The sequence below is a fragment of the Blautia massiliensis (ex Durand et al. 2017) genome, assembly GCF_051861785.1.
Taxonomy (GTDB): Bacteria; Bacillota; Clostridia; order Lachnospirales; family Lachnospiraceae; genus Blautia_A; species Blautia_A luti_A.
Map to the genome: position 1 here is coordinate 3,985,743 of NZ_CP146725.1, position 24,790 is coordinate 4,010,532.

Consider the following 24,790-nt stretch of genomic DNA (forward strand, 5'->3'; position numbering starts at 1 on the left):
GTGAAAGGAGGTGCATTTTATGGCAAATATCCTTGCTATAGATGATGAAATTCCTATTTTGGAATTGATAAAAAGTGGATTGCAGAAAGACGGACACACCGTTTCCACATATCCATCTGTTTCACAGATTCCCTTAGAGTACTTAAACCGATATGATTTGATAATGCTTGACATTATGATGCCTGACACAGATGGCTTTACATTCTGTAAAAAAATCCGCTCCCTTGTGGATTGCCCCATACTATTTCTTACTGCTAAAACATTGGAGAACGATATCACTTTTGGCTTGGGAATTGGAGCTGATGACTATTTGACAAAGCCCTTCCGTATAGCTGAATTGCGGGCACGTGTAAACGCTCATCTGCGGCGGGAAACAAGAGAAAAACACAGCACAATCGTTTTTGAACATATTAAGGTCGATTTATCCGCAAAAGAAATCCGGGTTGATGACTGCCCGGTTCCCTTTACAAAGAGCGAATATTTAATTTGTGAATATCTTGCTAATAACAAAGGACAGGTTTTTTCTAAAGAACAGATTTATGAGGCTGTATTTAGTATTGACGGAGACAGCGATAACTCAACAATTTCTACTCACATTAAAAATGTACGGGCAAAGTTTAATAAGATGGGGGTACAGCCAATCATTACAGTTTGGGGAATAGGTTACAAATGGGAACAAAGATAGCGACATTAAGGACAGCTTTTATAAAATACCTTGTTATGCTGATAGGCGGTCTGGCATTATCCGTAATCACTCCTTTTCTTATATTTACGATATTTGCTAGTTTGGGGATTGTTAATTATGCTAATCAAAGTGAAGAATTTGTGAAAACAATAGCTCCTGTTCTTGCTTCAACACCTGATTTGGCAGATGTAACAGAAAATATGCCCCCCGGGTGTGATTACCTTTTACTGGATAAATCATACACAATACTGGAAACCTCCTTAAAAAATGATGATGTGAAATCAGCATTAAGATATGCGACCGATGGTGTTAATACTGCAAATAACGGAAAGCAGTTTCTGTTGATTACAAGGGATAAGGAATTGATTGTTTTACAATACTATATTGGTTCACGCTTTATAAACCCATGGTTGAACAAATATTTTCCTTCACCGGAAATAATACTTTACTCTCTAATTGCTCTGAATTGCGTGTTTGTATGTATACTATTAACCATTCGTTTTTCAAGGCGTCTACAAAAACAATTAGTGCCTATTATGAACGCGACCGAAGAAATTTCATCACAAAATCTTGATTTTGAAATAGGCCATTCTAATATTAAAGAATTTGAAGATGTTCTGCTTTCTTTCTCTAAAATGCGGGATGATCTGAAAATGTCTTTAGAGAAGCAATGGCACGCAGAACAATTACAGAGAGAACAGATTGCAGCATTAGCCCACGATTTGAAAACACCTTTGACAGTTATTCAAGGAAATATTGATTTGATAAATGAAACGGAACTTGATGACGAACAACGTCTATATGCAGATTATATCACTGAAAGCTCCAGTCAAATAAGCATTTATATTAAGACGCTGATTGATATTTCCCGGACTGTTGCCGGGTATCAGCTTCATTTGGAAGAAATTGATATTTCTGGTTACATGGGACAGATTGAAGCACAGGCAAACTCTTTATGTCTTGCAAAAGGAATTTGTCTGCACATGGAAAAGGAAGTTGACTTGGGTATATTCAAAACGGATAAACTTCTGTTAGAACGGGCAATTATGAATGTGATAAGCAACGCCGTAGACTATTCTCCACCACTGGGAACAATTTATGTAACAACACAAAAGGTAGACCATTTTTTACACATATCCATAACAGACGAGGGAACCGGCTTCACATCAGAAGCTATACACCATGCACAAGAACAATTTTTTATGGGCGATAAAAGCAGAACTTCTAATATGCACTTTGGTATGGGACTTTATATCACAAACAGCATTATCAAACAACATGACGGGCAACTTATTTTAAGCAATTCTAAAAAGACTGGTGGTGCGCAGGTAATAATTAAAATTCCATATTAAGAAATTAGAGGGCGATACTACGGTATCGCTCATTATTTTTTCAAATCTTTATAAAATCTACAAATTTTCCATATAGTATATAAGTAAAGAATATAACTTCATTCTGTCGCACGACGGCAAAGAAAAAAAGCCATCGTAACGCAGATACATTTTCCCGTGCTTTTGAAGCGGTGGCTTTGATTTTTAGGCAAAAGAGAAACTCCTGCCGTGACATTATCGCAGTTTTTTCAGGAATGTAATTCAGAGAATCTGACAGAAAAACAGAAAGAAGTTCTGGGGATATGGAACAATCTGAGTACAAATGAGCAGGAAACAGTAATGTCAATGCTGCGTGGACTTCGGAAGTAGGAGAACAGTTCGAGTATATGTATCGGCTGTTCTTTTTTGTTTTTGAACGTTAAAACGGTAATTTTTTTCTTGTGCATAGTAGAACGTTAAAGTATAATAAAATCGGTTTTTTGCATAAGATTAAAGCTATAATTAAGGAAATCGGCAAACCAGATGAAAGTCTGGGACGCAAAGCTACAGGGTCTTTAAAATGGCAGCCAGTTGTATGAAATGACGTGCACTGTCTGTTTGACAGTGTTTTTTACGGTGTTATTTCATAGACGTAACAATAATGATTTTATCAGAAAAGAATGAGGAAAATAAAAGTATGAAAAAGGCAAAACGTTGTCTGATAGCAGTGGTGTCAAGTGTACTTGTAGCAACTGCTGTCTTGTCTGGATGTGGACAGTCAAAGAAAGAAGTATCTAAAAACGATGATCATCTTACCGTTTATCTGTGGGATAATCGTTTGATGAAAAATATTGCACCCTATATTCATGAACAGTTTCCTGATCAGGATATTGAATTTATTATTGGTAACAATGATACCGATTTATACAGTTATTTTAGAGAACATGATGAATTACCGGATATCATAACAGTACGTCGATTTTCTGGAACAGATGCACAGGACTTACAGCCTTATCTTATGGATTTTGCTTCTTATGATGTTGTTTCTAAGTATTATTCTTATGCGTTGCAATATTATAAGAATGCGGAGGATGAAATCCAGTGGCTGCCAATCTGTGGTATTCCGCAGACGATCATTGCCAACAAAACACTGTTTGATCAGTATGGAATTAAGATTCCGGAAAATTATGAGGAATATGTACAGGCTTGTCAGCAGTTTTATGATAATGGCATAAAACCGTATTCCATGGATCTTGGTGAAGACTGGTCTAATAATGAAATCATCCAGGCGGCGGCAATCGGTGAGTTTACAAGTCTGGATGGCATTGAATGGCGAAATAGTGCAGAAACTGCAACGGATGAAGTAAAGTTTGATGATACATTATGGAAACGTATTTTTTCAGAAACCAGTCAGTTTCTTAAGGACTCGCACTTTGGCAAAGAAGATGTCAATATTGACATCGATACGGGAACCCAGATGTTTGTCGAGGAAAAATCAGCAATGTTTCATGGACATCCGACGATTATGCAGCAACTGCAGAAACAGATGGATGCGGAACTGATCCGTATTCCTTACTTTTCACAGACATCGGATGAATCCTATGTGTACATGCATCCGTCCTTAAACATTGCATTTAACAAAAAACTGGAAAAAGATCAGGAGAAACTGGATACTGCACTGGATGTGCTGGATTGTATGATTTCAGAAGAGGGGCAAAAGCTGATTGCGGATGGAAGCGGTGTTATTTCATTGAATACAGATGTTCCAACCATGATGAAGGATGTGTCTGGACTGGAAGAGGAAATTAATAATAATGCTTTTTATATCCGATACTCCGCTCAAAAATCATTTGAAGCAAGTCTTGAGGCTGTTCACGGATTATTGTCAGGGGAAATGGATGAAACACAGGCTTATGATACTTTGCGCAGTGTAATGAATCGCAAAGATCCAGAAGAAAAAGCAACGGTGAATTTTGAAAATGCATATTCCATTTCACTGAACGATAGAAATGGCCGTGATGCAGCATCTTCCATTTTAACTACGATTAGAGAAGAAAATGATGCACAGCTGGCTCTGGCACCATATTATTATTTCACTTCTTCTATATACAAAGGAGAATGCACCAGCAGCCGGGTTGGCATGATGACAGCGAAGAGTTCGGATACACCATTGTATTTTGCAAAAATTAATGGTAAACAGGTTTATGAACTCGTGGAAAAATATCTCGCTGATGCTGATGAGAATTTTTACGTAACCAATAAATACGAATTACCAATTGCATCCGGTATGAAAATAATCGTTAATCAAAAGGAAAGTGGATTTTCGTTAAAGGACTTAACAGTTAATGATAAGAAAATAGACAAAGAAAAGGAATATTCTATTCTTCTTACAGACACCACAATGTCTGTTTTGAAAAAAATAAATCCGAAATGTGAGATTGAGCAGCTTAAAGATGCAACATTATCAAGTACATGGATCGAAGCAATGTCAAAAGGACAGCAGCCGTCAGCACCGGAAGATTATATAGAGGTTGAACAGTAAAAGTGGGGATAGAACAAGCGATAAATAAAAGAAAAAAAATAACAAGGCTGTTGCTTATACTACTTATTATTCTTTTAAGCTTAGCAGGAACAACGTATCTGATAAGCAAGTCTAGCAAGTATATCAGCGAAAATGGAAAAAGCAGTATGGGAGCTGTTGTCGAACAGATACAGCAGACCTATGATCTTCAAGTGAGTGGATACTACAGCCAGCTGCAGTTAGTTGAGGAATTTTTACTTCATGAGAGGGAACTGTCTCTTGAAACAGATACGAACAAGAATTTCTTTGAAGCATGGGAAAAAGAATCGGAAAGTACACTTATATTCCTTCAGGAAAATGGTCAGGCAATATCAGCAGGTGGAACAAAAATGCGGATTGATATGCCAAGTAAACTTCTGCTGGAATTAAAGAATGGATACAATATTGGAAAAATGGTGTGTCTTGATTATGATCAGAAGAAAAAAGACGGTTATCTGGTTGCGATTCCATGTCAGGAATATACGATCAATGGGGAAACTTATACGGCAATTGGAACTGTGTACGATCATTCGAAACTGGATTCCATGTTAAAACTGAAAGGTTATTATGGAAAAGCATATTTATTCATGCTGGATAATGACGGAAATATTACGTATACGAACCAGAGTGGTGATAAATACCTGCGAAATTATTCTTTGTTAAAACATTTAAAAAGGGAACAGGCTATTACAGAAGAAGAGGCTGATCTGTTCAAAAAGAAGTTTGATAACAGAGAATCCGGGGTTTCACTTCTGGGAAAACAGACTCCCTATTATTTGGGGTATTGCCCGATAGAAAGCAACAACACCATTTTGGTATGCATTGTGGCAAAGGGAGTTATTGACAATGTGCTGATAGATTACCAGAAAACGGTGTTGTGTACAACAATACTCATGGCAGGGTTTATACTTTTACTTTTTGTCGGTTTATTCTACAGTATTTCCAGACTTGGCCTTGCAGATCAAAAAGCAGAATATGAAAAAAGAAATAATGAACTTCATTTACAAACAATGAAGGAAATGGAAGTAGTCAATCAAAAACTGAAAAAGGCAAAGAACGCTGCAACAGAGGCTTTACAGACAGCGGAAAATGCAAATAAGGCGAAAACGGATTTCCTGTCTAATATGTCACATGATATTCGTACACCTATGAATGCAATCATTGGTATCACATCTTTGATCAGACATGATGCAGGTAATAAAGCAAAAGTTATAGAATATGCAGATAAAATAGACATTTCATCACAGCATCTGTTAGGAATTATTAATGATGTTTTGGATATGAGTAAGATTGAGGCAGGAAAAACAGTCTTCAAGTATTCTGACTTTTCTATTCTGGAATTTGTACAGGAGCTTGACACTATATTTCATTCTCAAATAGATGAAAAGAGGCAGACACTTACAATTATAAAAGAAAACATCCGTCATGAGTGGGTGAATGGTGATCAGGTTCATTTGATGCAGATTTTCAGCAACCTGCTTTCAAATGCAGTGAAGTATACCCAGGAAGGTGGGAAAATTCAGTTCCTTGTAGAAGAATATGAGACAAAGTCATCTGTCTATGCAAAGTACCGTTTCTTAGTCAGCGATAATGGAATGGGAATGTCTGCAGATTTCAAAGAGACAATCTTTGATCCGTTTACTCGTGCTGAAAGTTCTCTTACAAACAAAATACAGGGAACCGGACTTGGAATGGCGATTACTAAGAACCTGGTTGAGGCAATGGGAGGCACCATTGATGTGGAGAGTGAACTGGGACAGGGAAGCTGTTTTGAGGTCCTCATAGATCTGAAAATTGCAGAGGATAGAACAGTTGCTCTGGCAGCACAAGAAGAAACAGATGAGCAGGATGGTAATATCCTGCAGGGAATGAGATTCCTGTGTGCAGAAGATAATGAGCTGAATGCGGAGATCCTGACGGAACTGTTAAAGATTGAAGGTGCAGAATGTACCATCTGTGAAAATGGTGAAGAGATTTTGAAAGCATTTGAACAGTCTGCTCCAGGTGATTATGACATGATCCTGATGGATGTGCAGATGCCTGTTATGAATGGCTATGAGGCAACGAAGGCAATCCGCAGAAGTTCCCATGAGCTGGCAAAGACGATTCCGATCATTGCCATGACTGCCAATGCATTTTCAGAGGACATTCAGCATTCTCTGGCAGCCGGTATGACTGCACATATTTCAAAACCAGTTGAGATGAAAGTACTGGAAAAGACAATCAGAAGTATAAAATCCGGCGGGGGGGGGTACCGAACCGCAGGTTACTGAACAGTGACAAATGGAAAATAACCGGACATAAAAGAATCGAAAAGGATAGTTAGGGATAGATAGAAAATGAAAGGAAAAAGAATGATTGCAGGCATTCTGCTTGCGGGAATTTTAGCGGTCACCCTGGCAGGGTGTAAAAACACAGATAACACGAAAGAAGAAACCGAAAAGCCTGTTATTACCCTCGGCAGCGACAACTATCCACCATACAATTATCTGAATGAGGATGGTGTACCGACGGGAATCGATGTAGAACTGGCTACGGAAGCTTTCAAAAGAATGGGATATCAGTTGGAAGTTGTCCAGATCAACTGGGAGAAGAAAAAAGAACTGGTGGAGAGCGGAGAGATTGACTGTATCATGGGCTGTTTTTCCATGGAAGGGCGTCTTGATGATTACCGCTGGGCGGGACCGTACATAGCAAGCCGTCAGGTGGTCGCTGTAAATGCGAACAGTGATATTTATAAACTGAGTGACCTGGAGGGTAAGAACCTGGCTGTTCAGTCCACAACCAAACCGGAAGGAATCTTTCTGAACCGGACGGATGAGAGAATCCCAAAGCTGGGCAATCTGATCAGTCTGGGACACAGGGAGCTGATCTATACGTTTCTGGGGAAAGGATATGTAGATGCAGTTGCAGCACACGAGGAATCTATCGTTCAGTATATGAAGGATTATGATGCAAGTTTCCGTATTCTGGAAGAACCTCTGATGATCACCGGAATAGGTGTCGCTTTTGCAAAAGAGGATGATCGGGGAATCTGTGAGCAGATGGATCAGACACTGGAGGAGATGCGTCAGGATGGCACATCCCTGAAAATCATTGAAAAATATCTGGATGATCCCCAGAAGTATCTGGAGGTGGATGACCTTGGATATTAAGAGAAAGAAAAAAGAAAAACGAATCCGGCTGTTCGGCTGTCTGATTGGAATCTGTGTGGCAGTAGTCTCTCTGTTTTATTTCTTCCACGCAGAAAAAGCGGAAGCAGAGAAAAGGATGGTGGAGATTGTAAACTATGTGAAAGTGCAGTGCTCCACCTGCACCCATTATAATGAATCTTCGGAATCCAAAAGTCTTCTCCGTGCCATTGAAAGTGCCAGACAGATGAGCACGAATATCGATACGGAAATAGAAAACGGCGGTCAGCTAAGCCAGGATTTTCTGAAAGAAAACCTGCAGACTCTCTGGGTGGATGGTATCATTATACTGGATGCAGAGGGAAAGACGGACTGTGAATACAGTATGGATGAGTCTCTGACTAATGAGATCACGGAGTATCTGCAAAAAGACATTATCATGGATTTTGACGGATATGAAGAAAGAACTTATTCAGAACGGTTTAACAGGAAAGACGGATCACATATTGACATTGCAGCCTGTGCCAGAAAAGATGCACCAGGTATCGTTGCGACCTATTATTACACATCTCCTGAATTTGCCAGAAACTATACGCTGACGATACAAGGGCTTTTAAATGGTTATAGTGTCCAGAAAGATGGAACGATTATTGTTGCAGACGAGGGAATCATTGTTGCCAGCAATGACGAGAGCCTGCTGGGGCAGAATACAACCGACAACGAAGTTGTTCAGGCAATGAAAAAGCATACAGACAGTCAGCATATTTATCATTTGAAGAAGGAAGGAATTGGATGTTATGGAATCATGCTGAAACAGCGTGATTATTATATTTATGCCTATCTTCCGGACAGAGAGGTGTTTTATAACCTTCCATTAAGCGTAGCAGGTGTCATTTTTCTTTATTTCCTGATGTTCAGTATATTCTGGTTCTGGACATACAGAACCAACCAGGCACATCAGAAAAAGGAACAGGAAAAAGATGAAAAATACAAAGCAGAACTTCTGATAGCAGCAAAAAAGGCAGAAGCAGCCAATGAGGCAAAAACAGAGTTTCTACAGCGGATGAGCCATGATATCCGGACTCCGATCAATGGAATCTGCGGCATGGTAAATATGGCAGACCATTATGCAGATGATATGGAGAAGCAGAAGGAATACAGGACAAAGGTGAAAGAGGCATCCAATCTGCTGCTGGAACTGGTAAATGATGTTCTGGATATGAGTAAGCTTGAGTCAGATGAAATCGTTCTGGAAGAGGTTCCATTTAATCTGATCAAAATCTCTGAGGAAGTGCTTGTTGTGATCGAACAGATTGCAGCAGAACAGAATATCCGGATTGTATGGGAGAAAAAAGAAATCAAACACCGTGATCTTATTGGAAGCCCGAGGTATGTGAAACGTGTGATGATGAATATTCTGTCCAATGCGGTGAAATATAACAGAGAAAACGGGCAGATTTATATCAGCTGCAGGGAAATTCCATCCGAACAGCCGGAAATGCCGATAATAGAATTTGTCTGCCGGGATACCGGAATCGGAATGACAGATGAGTTTCAGAAGCATATTTTTGAACCATTTGCACAGGAGCATACCGGAAGCCGCACAAAATTTGCAGGAACAGGTCTGGGAATGCCGATTACAAAGAAACTGGTCGAGAAAATGGGTGGTACCATTACTTTCGAAAGTGAAAAAGGCGTAGGGACGACATTTGTGATCCGGGTTCCGTTTAAAATAGATTCGGATGCGGATAAACGTGAAGAACAGAAGGAGGTATCCGAAAAATCTATAAAGGGACTGCACGTTCTTCTGGCAGAAGATAATGAGCTGAATATGGAAATCGCCGAATTTGTGCTTCAGAATGAAGGCGCTGACGTGTCAAAAGCCTGGAATGGACAGGAAGCTGTTGAACTGTTCAGAAATAGTGAACCTGGTGAATTTGATGTCATTCTTATGGACATTATGATGCCGGTCATGAATGGTTATGAAGCTACAAAGATGATCAGGTCTCTGGACAGAGAGGATGCAAAGGAGGTACCGATCATTGCAATGACAGCGAATGCCTTCACGGAGGACAGAATAAGAGCAAAAGAAGCAGGGATGGATGAACATGTTGCTAAGCCTGTTGATGTGGAATTACTGAAAAAAGTAATTCATAAATTGGTGAAATAATTAATACGACAGTGTCAAATAAGCGATGAAATATACAGGGATAGGGGTACAGTTTACAGATGAGCCGACGGGAACTCTGGATTCACAAAATAGCAGCGAGGTTATAGCATTGCTCAAAGAAACATCGTAAAAATATGAGCAGACCATCATTATGATTACCCATAACCGAGGCATAGCACAGACGGCAGACCGGGTATTGCAAGTGTCGGTGTTTGACCGTATCATGGGCAATACAAAGTATGGTCTTATTGGAATTCAATTAGATTCAAATGCAACTGAAGAAACGATAGCAGAAATTAGAAGCCTTGAAAATGATGACATTATTATCACAGATCAGCGTGAAAGCAATAAACAAAATAATGCTACCTATTTGGCGGTACGAATTGTTTGTTATGGTTTTCTGGCTACTGTCGGAATTATCTCACTGTTTAATATCGTCAATAGCATATCCATGAGTGTATCTGCACGGATTAAGCAGTATGGAGCAATGCGAGCTGTTGGTATGGATAATAGACAGCTTAAACGAATGATTTCTGCGGAAGCGTACACATATGCAATTTCTGGTTTGATAGTTGGATGTGGCATTGGACTTTCTCTTAATCGATTTTTATATAATCGTCTAATTACACATTATTTTGGAATTGAGTGGAGTTTTCCTATCCTCTGGTTTGGAAGTATCGTTGCCTTTATCTTCATATTTGCCATTGTATCTGTCTACGCTCCGTCAAAACGGATACAGAATATGGCAATTACCGAAACAATCAGTGAATGGTAATAGCCATCAGTTTTGATAAATGTTATTGATATATTGACAAATAATGTAAAATAAACTATTATATAGATAACCGATATATAGAACACCGATATATAGAACACCGATATATAACTTATTCTAAGAAGGGGGTGGACCAGATGGCTATTGAAAAAGCGTTGGTTTCAGGAAGTATGGCAATGCTTGTAATGAAACTTTTGTCTGAAAAGGATATGTATGGATATGAGATGATCGACACATTGAGGCAAAAATCTCAGAATGTATTTGAGCTGAAAGCAGGAACTCTTTATCCATTGTTGCACAGCTTGGAAGAGAAAGGACTCTTGACAGTATATGAACAGGATGTAGCTGGAAAGACCAGAAAGTATTATAGCCTTACCAGACAGGGAAGAGGATTCCTGGAAAAGAAAATAGAGGAATGGAAAGAGTACTCCGCAGCAGTGACCAATGTGCTTATATTGGAGGTGTGAGTTATGGACGAATATCTGAAATTATTGCTGGAACAGATTCGCTGCACAAAAGCCAGACCATATATAAAACAGGAGCTGCAGGATCATATGGAGGATCAGATTGCGGAAAACATGAAGGCAGGCATGGATCATGAACAGGCAGAGAAGGAAGCCGTCAGAGACATGGGGGATCCTGTGGAAACAGGGATCTCCCTTGACAGTATCCACAGACCTCAGGCTGCATGGAAACTTTTGGGAATGATTATACTTATCAGCATTGCAGGTATTCTGATACATGCAGGGATTTCCGGAAAAGCCAGTGAGAATGCGGTAGCCGGTTCTGACAGATATGTGTTTCATGTTATAATCGGGCTGGCTGTTATGATGATTTTGTATCTGCTGGACTACACCGTACTGGCAAAATTTTCAAAAATAATTGCAGCTGTTTTATTGTCCGTCTGTTTGCTGGTTATATTGGAAGGAGACCAGGTAAACGGAGCAAGGATCTTTATATCACTGCCGGGAGGCAGAAGAGGCATGGATGTACAAAAACTGATGCTGTTTTATGTCCCTGTATATGGAGCGATTTTATATAAATATCATGGGTGGGGATATAAGGGGCTGATAAGAGCAATCTTATGGATGATTGCTCCAGTAATATTAGTTTACAGCCTGCCGGCGCTCAGGACAGCTTGTGTGATGCTGGTAACTATGCTGACTATGTTGACAATCGCAATCAAAAAGGACTGGTTTACTGTCAGAAAGAAAAGAACTATCTGTGGAATCTGGGCTGTGTTTTTGACTGCACCCATAGCAGCTTTTCTGAGTATGTACCTGAGAAACAGACTGGCGGAATATCAAATTGTGCGCATACAGGCGATGTTTTCCAGCGGTAGCGAAACAGATTATTTCACAAAAATGTTGCATTCACTTTGGAAACAGAATAATCTGATCGGGAAAGGCAAATCAGATGTAACGGGAATCCTGCCAGCATTTAATGCGGATTATATTCTGACCTATCTGTCATCTGTATATGGAATAATTGCAGCTATACTTTTGTGCTGTGTTCTTGCGGTTCTGATTTTTGCAGTCTTCAATACTGCATTGCGACAGAAAAATCAGCTGGGTATGATGATGGGATGCGGGTGCGGAATTGTATTTCTCATCAGTTTTTTGATAAATATCCTTGAGAATCTTGGCATATTTCCGCAATCAATAACATTTCTTCCGTTTTTTTCAGCCGGAGGAAGCTGTATCATAATTTCTTATGGACTCATGGGTATAGTGCTGAGTACTTACAGGTATAAGAATATTTATCCGCGGCATCCTGAAGCAGGCTTTATGTCCATTAATTCTAAGATAAAAAAAGTATCATAATATTATGTTAAATAAAACCAACCAAAAAACGCTGAGAATTGCTCCCAGCGTTTTTTGGTTGGTTTTATTTTGGACAGTTTTCTGCATTCAGCACCAGCTGCTTGCGGAACTGTGAAGGGGACATGCCACACTGTTTTCGGAAAAATCGGCTGAAATATAATGGATTTTCGTACCCGACCAGGTTGGCTATTTCTGTGATATTATAATTGGTCGTTTCCAGAAGCATTTTTGCATTGGTAAGCCTCAGAGACTGCACGTATTGAGCAGGTGTAGTATTGGCATACTGACGGAAGTTCTGGATGAACCAGCTGATACTTATATTGTGGGAAACAGCATAGTCCTCAATACTTATAGGTTTGTTATAATGCATCCGAAAGTACTGTGCAGCCTGTTCCATATCGTTCATGTTCTGAAGGTTCTTTTTACGTGGCTTTTGCAGTGCTATTCTATGGAGGCTGATCAGGAGAATTGTGAAATAATTTATCAGCATCTCCTCATAATCAATTTGCTGCAGATTCAATTCCTCGATCATGGATATAAATAGATTTTTGTACTCAATGGAGATACCGGTATAAATAATGCGGGTATCGTCGGTAATCCCATATCTTCTCAGAAAGCTCTTTACATTATTTCCAGTAAAGTGAACCCAGTAAACTTCAGTCTGATCCGCTCCATAATAATAATAGCGTTGTTCCTCACGTGGACGGTAGAGTACCATATTGCCGGCTTCTACAACAGTAGGTTTTCCATCAAAATAAAAATGTGCCCGACCGGATGCGATGTAAAGGAGCTGATAATCAAGCCGGCCTTTCGGGCGGTGAGTAGGAAGCTTTTCTACGGTGTATAGATGATAAGTGCCGCAGCTTCCAATAAACAGGGGGTGTTTTTTATCCATAAAATCAACCCTGGATTTGTGATAGTATGCTGATAATGTATACAAGTAATGTCCTCCTTGTCATATTGCACAAAACACAACAATATGAATTGTGTAATTTTACGATTCTGCAAAATATTGTTAAAAAATAGTTGGCTATTATGTAAAAGTATAACATTTTGTGCATGTTTTGTCGAATGTTGTTTATGTATTTTTTTAAAAGAAAAAAGTATAATGATAGCACAGTAAAACAAAACATTAAACGTATTGGGAGGATATCACATGATCATACCTAAGCATTATGAAAATCTTAACATGCTGCATGAGAATACCATGCCATACCGTTCCTACTATGTACCGGCTTCCGCCTGCATGGGAGCTCTCGTACACGACAGGGAAAAATCGGACAGAATAGAATTCCTGAATGGAAACTGGAAATTCCGTTTCTATGAGAGCATTTATGACCTGCAGGAAAAATTTTATGAAGAAAGCTATGATACAAATGGGTTCGGGGAGATACCTGTACCGGGGATCTGGCAGAATTTCGGCTATGACGAGCATCAGTATACCAATGTACGTTATCCGATTCCCCTTGATCCGCCATACGTTCCACAGGACAACCCATGCGGGGCATATGTTCATGAGTTTGAGTATGAAAAAGATGAACATGCACCAAAAGCATATCTGAACTTTGAAGGTGTGGATTCCTGCTTTTATGTATGGTTAAACGGATGTTATGTGGGATATAGCCAGGTTTCACACTGCACCAGTGAATTTGATGTGACAGATTACATCCGTAGTGGAAAGAATACACTGGCAGTGCTGGTTCTGAAATGGTGTGATGGTACTTATCTGGAAGACCAGGATAAATTCCGAATGACCGGTATTTTCCGTGATGTATATCTGTTAAAGAGACCGGAAGCAGTTCTGTATGATTACTTCACTACTACAAAACTACTGGGAAGCACGGCAGAGGTGGAGATCTGTGCAAAATTTCTTGGCAGCGCAGCAGAAACTGTAAACATCCGGATCCAGGATATGGATGGCAACACAGTGGCAGCGGGTGGATTTAAAGAGACGGCTGAAGGGGAATATTCCCATAAAGCAGTGTTTACAATTATGGAACCGAAGCTCTGGAATCCGGAAACTCCATATCTTTATCAGGTAGTATTTGAGACTGAAGGAGAAGTGATCACTGACAGGATTGGTCTTCGTGAAGTAAAACGAGATGGAAGCGTAATCTATATCAACGGGGTAAAAGTGAAGTTCAATGGTGTCAACCGTCATGATTCCGATCCGGTGACAGGAGCTGTGATCAGTATTGAACAGGCAGACCTTGACCTGAAGATGATGAAAGCTAACAATTTTAACGCAGTACGAAGCAGCCATTATCCGAATGCGCCGTATTTCTATCAGCTGTGTGATGAATATGGACTCTTTGTGATCGCAGAGGCGGATAACGAAAGCCATGGTACCCAGAGCCAGTATCTGAAGAACCAGGAATGGGATAATGTAGTAGAACATTGGAATAAACGCATCTCCAACAATCCGGATTTTATCCCAGCTACCATGGATCGTACAAAGCTTTGTGTATACCGTGAGAAGAACCGTCCATGTATTGTGATGTGGTCCATGGGAAATGAATGCGGATACGGATGTACTTTTGAAGAAGCCTTAAAGTGGACAAAAGAATTTGACCCTACCAGACTCACTACATATGAAAGTGCTTTTTATCAGAGCTCTGACAGGGAATATGATTATTCCAATATTGATGTAGTCGGAAGAATGTACCCGGCATTTTCGGAAATAGAAGAATATATGGAAAAGAATCCGGAAAAACCGCTCCTTTTGGTAGAGTACTGCCATGCTATGGGAAATGGCCCTGGAGATCTGGAGGACTATTTCCAGTTTATCCAGAAATATGATGCGCTTTGCGGCGGATTTGTCTGGGAGTGGTGCGACCATGCGATTTATAAGGGAAAAGCCGAAAATGGAAAAGGAATTTACTATTATGGCGGAGATCACGGGGAAGAGATCCACGATGGAAACTTCTGTATGGACGGACTGGTATATCCGGACAGAAAGCCACATGTCGGTCTGAAGGAATACAAAAACATATACAGACCTGCAAGAGTACTTCATTATGACCAGCAGACAGGTGAGGCTGTACTTCATAATTATCTGAACTATGTGGATTTAAAAGATTACATTTATTTAATATATGAAATGAGCGTGGATGGAGATGCCAAATATGTGACTCATATAAATCTGGATGAGAGTATCCCGGCTCATGGTGAAGGAAAAATCAAACTTCCTGTTTCTGTTCCGGGCAAAGGAAAATGTTATCTTAGAGTATTCTATTATCTGAAAAATGGCACACCGCTTATGCAGCCGGATACGTTACTGGGATTTGATGAGATTCTCTTAACGAATGCAGATGGAAGAAACCAGAAAGCAGCAGAGCTCCTTACAGAAACTGAAACAGATGATATCCTTACAGTGGAAGAAAATGATAAATTCTTTACAATCCATGCAGGACAGAAAACCACCTATGTATTTAATCGCCTGACAGGACTGTTTGAAGGACTGAACGTAAATGGCAAAGAAATCCTTGATCGACCAATGGAACTGAACATCTGGAGAGCTCCGACAGACAATGACCGTAAGATCAAACTGGAATGGATGAATGCACATTATGACCAGAGCTATGCAAGAGCATATGAGACCTTCTGCAACATTGAAAACGGACAGGTACATATCACAGGAACCATGAGCGTTTCAGCACCTACTGTACAGAGGATCCTGAACGTGAAAGCAGAATGGATCATAACTCCGGACGGTGCAATCCGTGTAAAAATGAACGTGAAGAGGGATATGGAATTCCCGATGCTCCCAAGGTTCGGAATCCGACTGTTTCTTGATAAAGAATTTGACAATGCGGAATACTATGGAATCGGACCAGATGAAAGTTATGTAGATAAAAAGAGATCAGGTCATCATGGAAGATATTGTGCGGAAATTCATGAGATGCATGAAGATTATCTGCGTCCGCAGGAAAACGGAAGCCATACAGACTGTGATTATCTGATCCTTAAAGGAACGGATCTTACTTTTGCAGCAGCAGGAGAAAAGACATTCTCCTTTAATGCATCACCATATACACAGGAAGAACTGACAACAAAAAAACACAGCTACGAGCTTCAGCCGTGTGGAAGTACTGTTTTATGTCTGGATTATGCGCAGAACGGAATCGGATCTAACAGCTGTGGGCCGGAATTATCAGAGCAGTATCGTCTGGATGCAGAAGAATTTGATTTTGAGATTAAAATGATAATTAAATAATATATGTTCGGAAATAGATAACATATTGATGAAAAATAGAACTATCCCAAATAAGGTACAAAGTATAGATCATTTGTACTTATTGGGATAGTTTTATTTAAAGTTGACTGTATAAAAATTATTAATTGACAGGCTATGTTATTTTATCAATTATTCTGTTTTTGGTGCAGAACCAGTATTAGAGATTGATTTAATATACTGACTCGGTGTGACACCTTCATGGGATTTAAATACACGTCTGAAATAGAAATAATCGGTAAACCCAACCAGTTCAGCAACATCCTTCACTCGGAGCTCCGGATTGTTCTGCATGAGATTTTTGGCCATGTTCAGGCGGAGTTCGCCCACATATCTGCTGGGAGTGATATTATATTCTGCTTTGAACAGAGTGGATATATATTTCTCATTCAGATTGAAAAGATCCTGAAATATCTTATATGTAATCTGTGTGGTAAAGTTCTCGTCCAGCCATTCTTTGACCTGCTTTGCCAGGGTCTGCTGATCCCGTCTGGCAAAATCGTCAGCATATCCTGGGTGACTGGACGGACAGTTACCTCCCGGCTGGCAGACTCAATATGAGTCTGCAGATGTCCGGACAGGTACCCGGCGGATATGTACGCCAGCTCTCTTTGAACCATGCGGTGGAAACAGTGGCATCTGCAGGGTATAAAAGGGAGCTGTTTGTGAGCATGGCAGATCCTCTGCTGGCAGTCCATTTCCAGGCAGCCCCTGAACAGAAACTTCATCTTGAGATTTCACTGGAAAGTGAGATCAGATATGAGAAAATAAAAAACTGTGAAGATACCGTTTTACTTTCCGGACGGGCACCCTCTTATGTGGCACCGCCATACTATGACTGCCCGGAACCGGTTGTTTATGAGGCCGGAAAAGGAATCCGGCAAAACTGCCGCCATTTAAGACGGGAAGCTTTGGACAGATCAGGGAATGGTTCCTGGATTATCCGGAAACAGAGATCCATCACCGCCATGTATCCCATCTGTATGGCCTTTATCCCGGAAACCTGATCAACAGAAAACACCCCGGAGCTTCTGGAAGCCTGCCGGGTGGCTCTGGAAAGGCGCGGGGACGAAGGAACCGGATGGTGTATGGCATGGAAAGCATGCCTCTGGGCCAGACTCCGGGATGGGGAACATGCACTGGGGCTTTTGAAAAACCAGCTCCGTTATACCAGGGAGGAAAATATTTCCTGTGTGGGAGGCGGCATTTATCCCAATATGCTGTGTGCACACCCACCGTTCCAGATCGATGGGAACTTTGGCTTTGCAGCTGCGGTTGTAGAGATGCTTATTTGGTTGATCTGTCCTGAGGGTATGAGAATTATTGACAGCCGTATCATGTAAAAAGCACATGGTACGGCTGTTTTTATACCCTAATAGGACCTGATGATCATAAAAATTCTGAACGATTTCGGGGGTGTTTTTATCTGAGATGATTTTTTTTAAAATATTTGCAACCTTTTTAGGGATTCGCACGTCTAATAAGTAGGAGCACATAAATGAAGCTTCTATAGTATACTCCGGATGACTGGTCTGAGATAGGAGAATTGGAACTATAATGAATGAGGTTTTGATACGAAAAGCGAAGAAAGGCGACAAGGATGCTTTTTGCAGGCTCATGGATGAAAATGTACAGAGTATGTACAAGATTGCAGCAGCATATCTGAAAAATGATGAAGATGTTGCAGATGCAATACAAGATACGATCCTTTCCTGCTATGAAAATCTAAGAAGTCTAAGAAAGAACAGATACTTTAAAACATGGCTGATACGCATCCTGATCAATAAATGTAAAGATGTCATACAAAAGAATAAACTGGTTACTTTTATGGATCAAATTCCAGAAACACCTTTTCATGAAGAATATGAGACAATAGAATGCTTACAGGCATTAGAACCATTGGATAGTAAATATCGTTTGGTTGTTATTCTGTACTACATGGAGGAATTTAATATCCGGGAAATCAGTAATATCCTGGATTTGTCAGAAAACACAGTGAAATCCCGCCTTCATCGTGGAAGAAAAAAAATCGCAGAGATATATGGATATAAAATTAAGGAGGAACGTGCCTAATGATGACTCTAAATAATAATGAGAAAGATTTCCAGAAAAAAATGCAAAAGGATACTGAAATTCCGGCGATTGTACATGAACATATCAATCAGGCATATCATTTGATTGAGAATAATACGGTTACTCAGAAAAAAGCACCAAGGGATCCATTCCACTGGATGAAAATCGGAGGCAGGGTAGCAGGAGGTATGGCAGCGGTACTGGCGGTTGGATTCATATTCTGTGCAACCAATCCAGTAATGGCAAAGAATATCCCGGTTGTAGGAGGGCTTTTTGAAATCTTGCAGGATAATGTAAGTTTCTTTGGTGATTTTTCGGATTATGCAACAACCTTGGAATCCGTTGATGGAACAACGGCAGATGGCAGTGAAGCGGATGGGGACAAGACAGGTAATGCCACTAGTGAGAATGCTTACATTAAAACAGCAGATGGGCTGACAATTACATGTTCTGAGGTATATGCCAACAGCCAGGCAGTCTATATAACTATGCAGTTTAAGAGTGATAAGCCATTTCCAGAAACGTCAACCAGGGCGGAAAGTGGAACACCGGTCATTTATCTGGATATGACTGGCGGTGTGGACTTTGATTCAAAAGCTAGTCCGGTGATCGACGGTCAGGTGGAAGGACAGTTTCTGGATGACAACACCTATGCATGCATTTTCCGTTATGATCTTGCTCAGGCGGCAAAAGACTATACGGAATATAATGAGAAATACAATGAAATGACACAGCAGGTAATGGATGAGATGGGAATAACTCAGGCGGACTTAGATGATCAGACGGATGAAGGTTATGCACTGCTGGAAGAGTTTATCAATAAAGTATCTGAGCGTGGTGGAGCATATCAGAAATATATTAAAGATATTGAGATTCCGGATGCTTTTAATCTGCATCTGGATATCACGAAGGTAAGAGGGCTGGAAGCAGACTATGAGTGGTCAGAAGCGGATGATGAAAACTATGGAAGGGATGCCGGCTACTACAAATATGAAGGTGACTGGAGTTTCGATATCCCGGTTACAGTAGATGATTCCCGGACAGAAGTATTGGAACTGAATGATACAAACGATGCTGGTATCGGACTCAAATCCGTAATTCGTTCTCCGTACGAACTGACGGTAAATGAACTTTATAAGGAAGGATCCAACAGTGACTGCTTCATGGTAGCTCTTGATGCCAACGGAAACACACTTCCATATAATGAGTCTGCTGGAAACTGTAATAACTTCGCAATTCAGGATAGGGACATTTCGACAGTAGATATTTATTTCCTGGATTATATCCAGTATATGGATGAACTGAAGGGGCAGCAGAATTTTGATAATCCTACGAAAGAAGACGGACAGAACTGGAAAAAACTTCTGGAGGAAAATGCAAAGTACCATAAGACATTACATTTTGACAGTGACAATGCAAAAAGCTAATTGATTCAAAGAAAGATAAATAAGACATGAGACCAAAAGAAGTGATAGGGCAATCAATGAGAACCACAAAATCGGCAAGACCAGGTTCAGTTGTTTATGTGCCGATGGATAAATCGGAATTCAGATCCATTATATTTTCAGAAAAGAAGAAAAATAAAATTAAGAAAATTGTAATATTGATTATATTGATGATTTTTGTTATAGGCTGTTGTATGTATGCAGGTATATCTTATTATTACTCATATCACTTCTTTTATGGGACGACCATCAATGGGATTGACAGTTCAAATAAGACAGCTTATGAGGTTGAGCAGGAGATTGCTGGGAAAAAGGATAACTATACTATTCAGGTAAGGGCAAGAATGCAGGATCCGCAGATCATTACAGGAAAAGACATTGCTTATAAATACGTATCCAGCGGTGCGGTTCTCCAGCTGCTGAAAACTCAGAAATCAGGGGAATGGATCAGCGGTCTTTTTGAAACAAAAAACTATATGGTTCAAGAAGAGACTTCTTTCAGCCGGGAGAAACTGGAAGAACAGGTAAATTCATTAAATTGTGCGAAAAAAGGGAATCAGATAGCACCGGAAAATGCGTATGTAAGTTTTGTTAACTCAGAATTCACTATTGTGCCAGAAACGGAAGGCAACGAATTAAATACCAGGGAAGCTTATCAGGTGATATGCAGGGCAATCGATAACGATGCGGCAGAGGTAGATCTGGAAAGTGATCCAAAGGCTTATGAGAAAGCAGATGTGACGAAAGAAAGTTCAGAACTTCAGAATATGGTAAATACATATAAGAACCTGACAAAAGCAAATATCACATATACATTTGGAGACGAAACGGTAACACTCGATGGGAATACCATCAAAAACTGGCTGCAGTTTGACGAGAAAGGGCAGCTGCTCCAGAATGATGAAGCCTTCCGGCAGCATGTAGTGGATTATGTGGCACAGCTTGCAGCAGATCATGATACAGTTGGCACTGAAAGACAATTCCAGACCACGAGCGGAAGGACGGTGTATGTATATGGCTCAGCTTATGGATGGAAGATTGATCAGGACAAGGAAGCAGCACAGCTCATGCAGGAAATTCAATCAGGAACCCAGACAACCAGGGAACCGGTATATTCTATGAGAGCAAATGCACATGGGATCAATGATCTCGGAGATACATATATAGAGGTAGATCTTACAGAGCAGTATATGTGGTATTATCAGAATGGAAATATTATTTTTCAATCAGAAATCGTATCCGGACTGCCAGGTGATCCGGATAGAAAAACCCCTCCTGGAATATTCACACTGAATTCAAAGAGCAGTCCGTCTGTGCTGCGAGGTGAAATGACAGCAAATGGGACCTATTCTTATGAACAGCCGGTAACGTACTGGATGCCATTCAATGGAGGAATTGGCTTTCATGATGCAGACTGGCAGCCGTACTTTGGTGGTGACAGATATCTTACAGGTGGTTCTCATGGATGCATCAATCTTCCCCCGGAAAATGCCGGACAGCTTTACAGCCTTATTCAGTATGATGTCCCGATAATTTGTTTTTATTAATTTCATATTCAAGATGTACAGGACAGGAACTAAGTTGTAATGCAGCTGGCTCCTGTCCTTCATTGTCAGCAGCATCAGCCTGGCACATGATCACCCTCTCGGTAATCCAGAATAAAGCAGGCATGATATAGAAATAGCAGAACGATTGGTAAAAGTTAGAAATCTCTTCCTTTCGCAAAGAGTGAAGAAGAGAAGGCACATTAATGGGATTGACGTATCAATACTGGAACCATATAATGGGTACAAAAAAAATTTATTTATGGAAACAAACACATTGACAGAGCATACAAAAGTGCTGTGATTAAAGTTTAATGTGTGTTATACTAGGAGGAGAACAATGGGATTAAAAAATGCGAAAGAGGGGAAATTACTATATCATTTAACAGAGTTAAAAAATCTGGAATCTATCATTGACTCTGGGCTTGTACCAAGAAAGATTCTAAGGGAGAATACCGTAACGTTTGGAGATGTTGCAGATCCGGAAATTATACGCAAGAGAGAAGGTTTAGGATTGGACGAATCTTTGAAATGATTGACTGGGATACTCTTACCAGAGTGGGGCAGAATGACGAGAATGCCAGACAGATAAAGATGGCGGAATGCCTGAGTCCATTGGTTATTCCAGTTGATGCTTTCCAGTGTATCTATGTTTCATCGAAAGAAACTGAAAACAAAGTAGCAGATATGCTCAAACAGAAAGGCATTATTTTTCCGCCGCCATTCATTACAGTGATGTCCCAATGGTTTGAGTAACGAGAGGAGGTGGTTGTGTTGATTAAATACACAACTGGAGATATGTTTCAGTCTGGTGCAGAGTGTTTAGTTAATACAGTCAACTGTGAGGGCTACATGGGAAAATGAGTTGCGTATCAGTTCAAGCTGAAATTTCCAGAAAATAATAAAGCCTATATAAAAGCTTGCAAAAATAAAACACTGCATGTTGGAACAATTCATACGTTTGTAGAGAATGGTATAACTATTGTAAATTTTCCAACGAAAGATAAATGGCGTGAAAATTCTAAAATAAGCTATATAGAAACAGCGTTAGACGTTTTGGCAGAACGACTTCCTGGATTGCATGTGAAATCAGTAGCCATTCCACCACTGGGGTGTGGAAATGGTGGCTTGGATTGGCAGACAGTAAAAGAACTGATACAAAAGAAATTAGAACCAATCGCTGATAATTTTACATTTTTGATTTATGAGCCACAGAGAAATTATGTACAAAAGGCAGCGGTTGCACCTAAACTTACAGCAGCCAGTTTAGTTCTGATGAAAATAAAAATGGGCCTGAACCGTTGTACAAAACTTCGTCTGCAAAAAGCTGCATATTTTATGAATTTGTATCTGGAAGAACCGTATTTTTCGTTTCAGAAGTATAAATATGGTCCCTATGCTCATTCCATTGATATAGTTAGTAGAAACATCGGAGAATATCAGAGTTTTTATTGTATTAACTAATGAACCATAGTATAATATAAATATGAACACAACATATAAATCAAACAACAATGTCGTCTATTCCTGTAAATACCATGTAGTATGGTGTCCAAAGTATAGACGAAAAGTATTAATTAACGGTGTGGACGTCCGGCTGAAGGAGCTGCTCACAGAGTATGCTGCAAATCTTTCTGTAGACATTCTGGAAATGGAGATCATGCCAGACCATGTTCATATGCTTTTGGAAGTAGATCCTCAGTTTGGCATCCACAAAGCTGTAAAGTCATTTAAAGGCTATACGTCCAGAATTTTAAGACAGGAATTTCCCTATCTTAAAACGAAAATGCCGACTCTCTGGACAAACAGCTATTTTGTATCGACGGTGGGCGGTGCTCCGCTGGAAACAGTAAAACAGTATATTGAAAACCAGAAAACATCGCAGAGACAAAAGGATAAGATGGGATAATGCAAAAAGGAATTAAATTTAGGATCTACCCGAACAGAGAACAGAAAAACTTCATCCATCAGACCCTGGGATGCTGCCGGTTCATCTACAACCGGGGACTTGCCATGCGTAAGGAAGGCTATGAAAATGGGGAAAAGATCGGCTATCCCCAGACTTCCGCCATGCTGACTGAACTGAAAAAGCAAGAGGAGTTTGCCTTTCTGAAAGCAGCAGATTCCATTGCATTACAGCAGTCTTTGCGGGATCTCGACCGGGGATTTGTGAATTTCTTTGAGAAACGGGCTTCCTATCCAACCTTCAAAAGTAAACATAACCGGTTCCAGTCATACAGAACGGTAAATCAAAAAGATAATATTCGTATTGTGGGAAGATATATCAAACTTCCGAAACTTGGATTTGTTAAAATACGGCAGTCGATGGAAGTGGAAAAGATTAATCACGTGATCATTGAGCACACACCGTCTGGAAAATATTTTGCGGTTTTAAATGTTGATTTTGAACCGGAACCACGCTCAAATGCTGGCGGAACGATAGGGATTGATGTCGGGATCAAAGCGTTCTACTCCGACAGTAATGGAAATACGGTATCAAATCCCAGATATCTGGAACGCTCAATGCGAAAACTCATAAGAGAACAGAGCAGGCTTTCCCGAAAACAAAAAGATTCCCATAACCGCGAGAAGCAGCGGATCAGGGTGGCAGGAGTGTATGAGAAAGTAACCAATCAGCGGAATGATTTCCTGCAGAAACAGTCAACGATGCTGGTGCGTGAAAACCAAACCATCTGTATTGAAGATCTGAATGTTAAGGGGATGATCCGGAATCATAAACTGTCAAAATCGATAGCGAGTGTTTCCTGGGCAAGATTTTTTGAAATGCTGGAATATAAAGCTGGCTGGTATGGAAATGAAATTCACAGAGTACCAACGATGTATCCGAGCAGTCAGACCTGCAGCTGTTGTGGCTACAGAAATCCACGGATAAAGAATCTGGGCATTCGTATCTGGGAGTGTCCCAAATGCCATGGGGTTCATGACCGGGATACGAATGCAAGTATCAATATTCTGAAAAAAGGACTGCAGATGCAGTCTGCATAAAGATAAAAACTGTACCGTAGGGCATACGGGAACA

General features: G+C 40.2%; 20 protein-coding genes, 3 pseudogenes and 1 riboswitch. Of the genes and pseudogenes, 21 read left to right on the top strand and 2 right to left on the bottom strand.

Features of this window, described 5'->3' with window-relative positions; translation table 11 throughout:
• Positions 1–19: 19 nt before the first annotated feature.
• From V9W66_RS18845 to V9W66_RS18890, 10 genes and pseudogenes are all read left to right on the top strand, one after another.
• On the top strand, positions 20–685 hold the full coding sequence (locus tag V9W66_RS18845; RefSeq protein WP_144094088.1) for a response regulator transcription factor: 666 nt from the start codon (positions 20–22) through the stop codon (positions 683–685).
• Positions 670–2,037, top strand: a complete 1,368-nt coding sequence (locus V9W66_RS18850) for a sensor histidine kinase (RefSeq protein WP_144100536.1) — start codon at positions 670–672, stop codon at positions 2,035–2,037. The genes V9W66_RS18845 and V9W66_RS18850 overlap by 16 nt, the downstream gene beginning before the upstream one ends.
• 481 nt (positions 2,038–2,518) lie before the next feature.
• A riboswitch (cyclic di-GMP riboswitch) is annotated at positions 2,519–2,594 on the top strand.
• A gap of 98 nt (positions 2,595–2,692) precedes the next feature.
• Complete coding sequence (locus tag V9W66_RS18855) at positions 2,693–4,537, top strand: ABC transporter substrate-binding protein (protein ID WP_144100538.1); 1,845 nt, start codon at positions 2,693–2,695, stop codon at positions 4,535–4,537.
• Between the two features lie 146 nt (positions 4,538–4,683).
• Positions 4,684–6,828, top strand: a complete 2,145-nt coding sequence (locus V9W66_RS18860) for an ATP-binding protein (protein ID WP_144100541.1) — start codon at positions 4,684–4,686, stop codon at positions 6,826–6,828.
• Positions 6,829–6,894: 66 nt separating this feature from the next.
• On the top strand, positions 6,895–7,710 hold the full coding sequence (locus tag V9W66_RS18865; RefSeq protein WP_144094084.1) for a substrate-binding periplasmic protein: 816 nt from the start codon (positions 6,895–6,897) through the stop codon (positions 7,708–7,710).
• Complete coding sequence (locus V9W66_RS18870) at positions 7,694–9,856, top strand: ATP-binding response regulator (RefSeq protein WP_144094083.1); 2,163 nt, start codon at positions 7,694–7,696, stop codon at positions 9,854–9,856. Before V9W66_RS18865 ends, V9W66_RS18870 begins: the two co-directional genes overlap by 17 nt.
• Positions 9,857–9,914: 58 nt before the next feature.
• Positions 9,915–10,064, top strand: a pseudogene (locus V9W66_RS18875) (ABC transporter ATP-binding protein); the annotation flags it as partial.
• Positions 10,065–10,079: 15 nt separating this feature from the next.
• Positions 10,080–10,631 (top strand): ABC transporter permease, encoded by a 552-nt coding sequence (locus V9W66_RS18880; RefSeq protein ID WP_330575347.1) that lies wholly within the window; start codon positions 10,080–10,082, stop codon positions 10,629–10,631.
• A gap of 137 nt (positions 10,632–10,768) precedes the next feature.
• Entirely contained in the window at positions 10,769–11,098 is a 330-nt protein-coding gene (locus tag V9W66_RS18885; RefSeq protein WP_144094082.1) for a PadR family transcriptional regulator, read from the top strand.
• 3 nt (positions 11,099–11,101) lie between these two features.
• Positions 11,102–12,454, top strand: a complete 1,353-nt coding sequence (locus tag V9W66_RS18890) for an FtsW/RodA/SpoVE family cell cycle protein (RefSeq protein WP_144094081.1) — start codon at positions 11,102–11,104, stop codon at positions 12,452–12,454.
• A gap of 64 nt (positions 12,455–12,518) precedes the next feature.
• On the opposite strand, the gene V9W66_RS18895 is transcribed toward V9W66_RS18890, so the two are convergent.
• Positions 12,519–13,394, bottom strand: a complete 876-nt coding sequence (locus V9W66_RS18895) for a helix-turn-helix domain-containing protein (protein ID WP_144094080.1) — start codon at positions 13,392–13,394, stop codon at positions 12,519–12,521.
• A 216-nt stretch (positions 13,395–13,610) separates the two neighbouring features.
• Here V9W66_RS18895 and V9W66_RS18900 point away from each other — a divergent pair, with 216 nt between their 5' ends.
• Complete coding sequence (locus tag V9W66_RS18900) at positions 13,611–16,670, top strand: glycoside hydrolase family 2 TIM barrel-domain containing protein (protein ID WP_144100543.1); 3,060 nt, start codon at positions 13,611–13,613, stop codon at positions 16,668–16,670.
• 150 nt (positions 16,671–16,820) lie between these two features.
• Here V9W66_RS18900 and V9W66_RS18905 read toward each other — a convergent pair whose 3' ends face one another.
• The gene (locus tag V9W66_RS18905) at positions 16,821–17,162 is read right to left on the bottom strand and encodes a helix-turn-helix domain-containing protein (RefSeq protein WP_144094092.1); all 342 of its coding nucleotides are present in this window, start codon (positions 17,160–17,162) and stop codon (positions 16,821–16,823) included.
• A gap of 83 nt (positions 17,163–17,245) precedes the next feature.
• Between V9W66_RS18905 and V9W66_RS18910 the strand changes: the two genes are divergently transcribed.
• From V9W66_RS18910 to tnpB, 10 genes and pseudogenes are all read left to right on the top strand, one after another.
• Positions 17,246–17,695, top strand: a complete 450-nt coding sequence (locus V9W66_RS18910; protein ID WP_144094078.1) for a glycoside hydrolase N-terminal domain-containing protein — start codon at positions 17,246–17,248, stop codon at positions 17,693–17,695.
• A pseudogene (locus V9W66_RS18915) lies at positions 17,623–18,031 on the top strand (glycosyl hydrolase family 95 catalytic domain-containing protein). The gene V9W66_RS18910 and the pseudogene V9W66_RS18915 overlap by 73 nt, the downstream one beginning before the upstream one ends.
• Positions 18,032–18,245: 214 nt before the next feature.
• Complete coding sequence (locus V9W66_RS18920; RefSeq protein ID WP_144094076.1) at positions 18,246–18,761, top strand: RNA polymerase sigma factor; 516 nt, start codon at positions 18,246–18,248, stop codon at positions 18,759–18,761.
• Positions 18,761–20,188, top strand: a complete 1,428-nt coding sequence (locus V9W66_RS18925) for a DUF4179 domain-containing protein (RefSeq protein WP_144094075.1) — start codon at positions 18,761–18,763, stop codon at positions 20,186–20,188. The genes V9W66_RS18920 and V9W66_RS18925 overlap by 1 nt, the downstream gene beginning before the upstream one ends.
• Before the next feature lie 212 nt (positions 20,189–20,400).
• On the top strand, positions 20,401–21,753 hold the full coding sequence (locus tag V9W66_RS18930) for a L,D-transpeptidase family protein (RefSeq protein ID WP_243121717.1): 1,353 nt from the start codon (positions 20,401–20,403) through the stop codon (positions 21,751–21,753).
• A gap of 337 nt (positions 21,754–22,090) precedes the next feature.
• Positions 22,091–22,285 carry a DarT ssDNA thymidine ADP-ribosyltransferase family protein gene (locus tag V9W66_RS18935; RefSeq protein ID WP_207705786.1) on the top strand — a complete coding sequence of 65 codons (195 nt, stop codon included), beginning with the start codon at positions 22,091–22,093 and terminating at the stop codon, positions 22,283–22,285.
• Positions 22,282–22,506 (top strand): DarT ssDNA thymidine ADP-ribosyltransferase family protein, encoded by a 225-nt coding sequence (locus tag V9W66_RS18940; RefSeq protein ID WP_207705785.1) that lies wholly within the window; start codon positions 22,282–22,284, stop codon positions 22,504–22,506. Before V9W66_RS18935 ends, V9W66_RS18940 begins: the two co-directional genes overlap by 4 nt.
• Positions 22,507–22,626: 120 nt before the next feature.
• Positions 22,627–23,214, top strand: a pseudogene (locus V9W66_RS18945) (macro domain-containing protein); the annotation flags it as partial.
• A 22-nt stretch (positions 23,215–23,236) separates the two neighbouring features.
• Complete coding sequence (tnpA, locus tag V9W66_RS18950; RefSeq protein WP_059086115.1) at positions 23,237–23,659, top strand: IS200/IS605 family transposase; 423 nt, start codon at positions 23,237–23,239, stop codon at positions 23,657–23,659.
• Positions 23,659–24,756: an IS200/IS605 family element RNA-guided endonuclease TnpB gene (tnpB, locus tag V9W66_RS18955; protein ID WP_439362799.1), complete on the top strand. Its 1,098-nt coding sequence runs from the start codon at positions 23,659–23,661 to the stop codon at positions 24,754–24,756. Before tnpA ends, tnpB begins: the two co-directional genes overlap by 1 nt.
• The last annotated feature ends 34 nt before the right edge of the window (positions 24,757–24,790 follow it).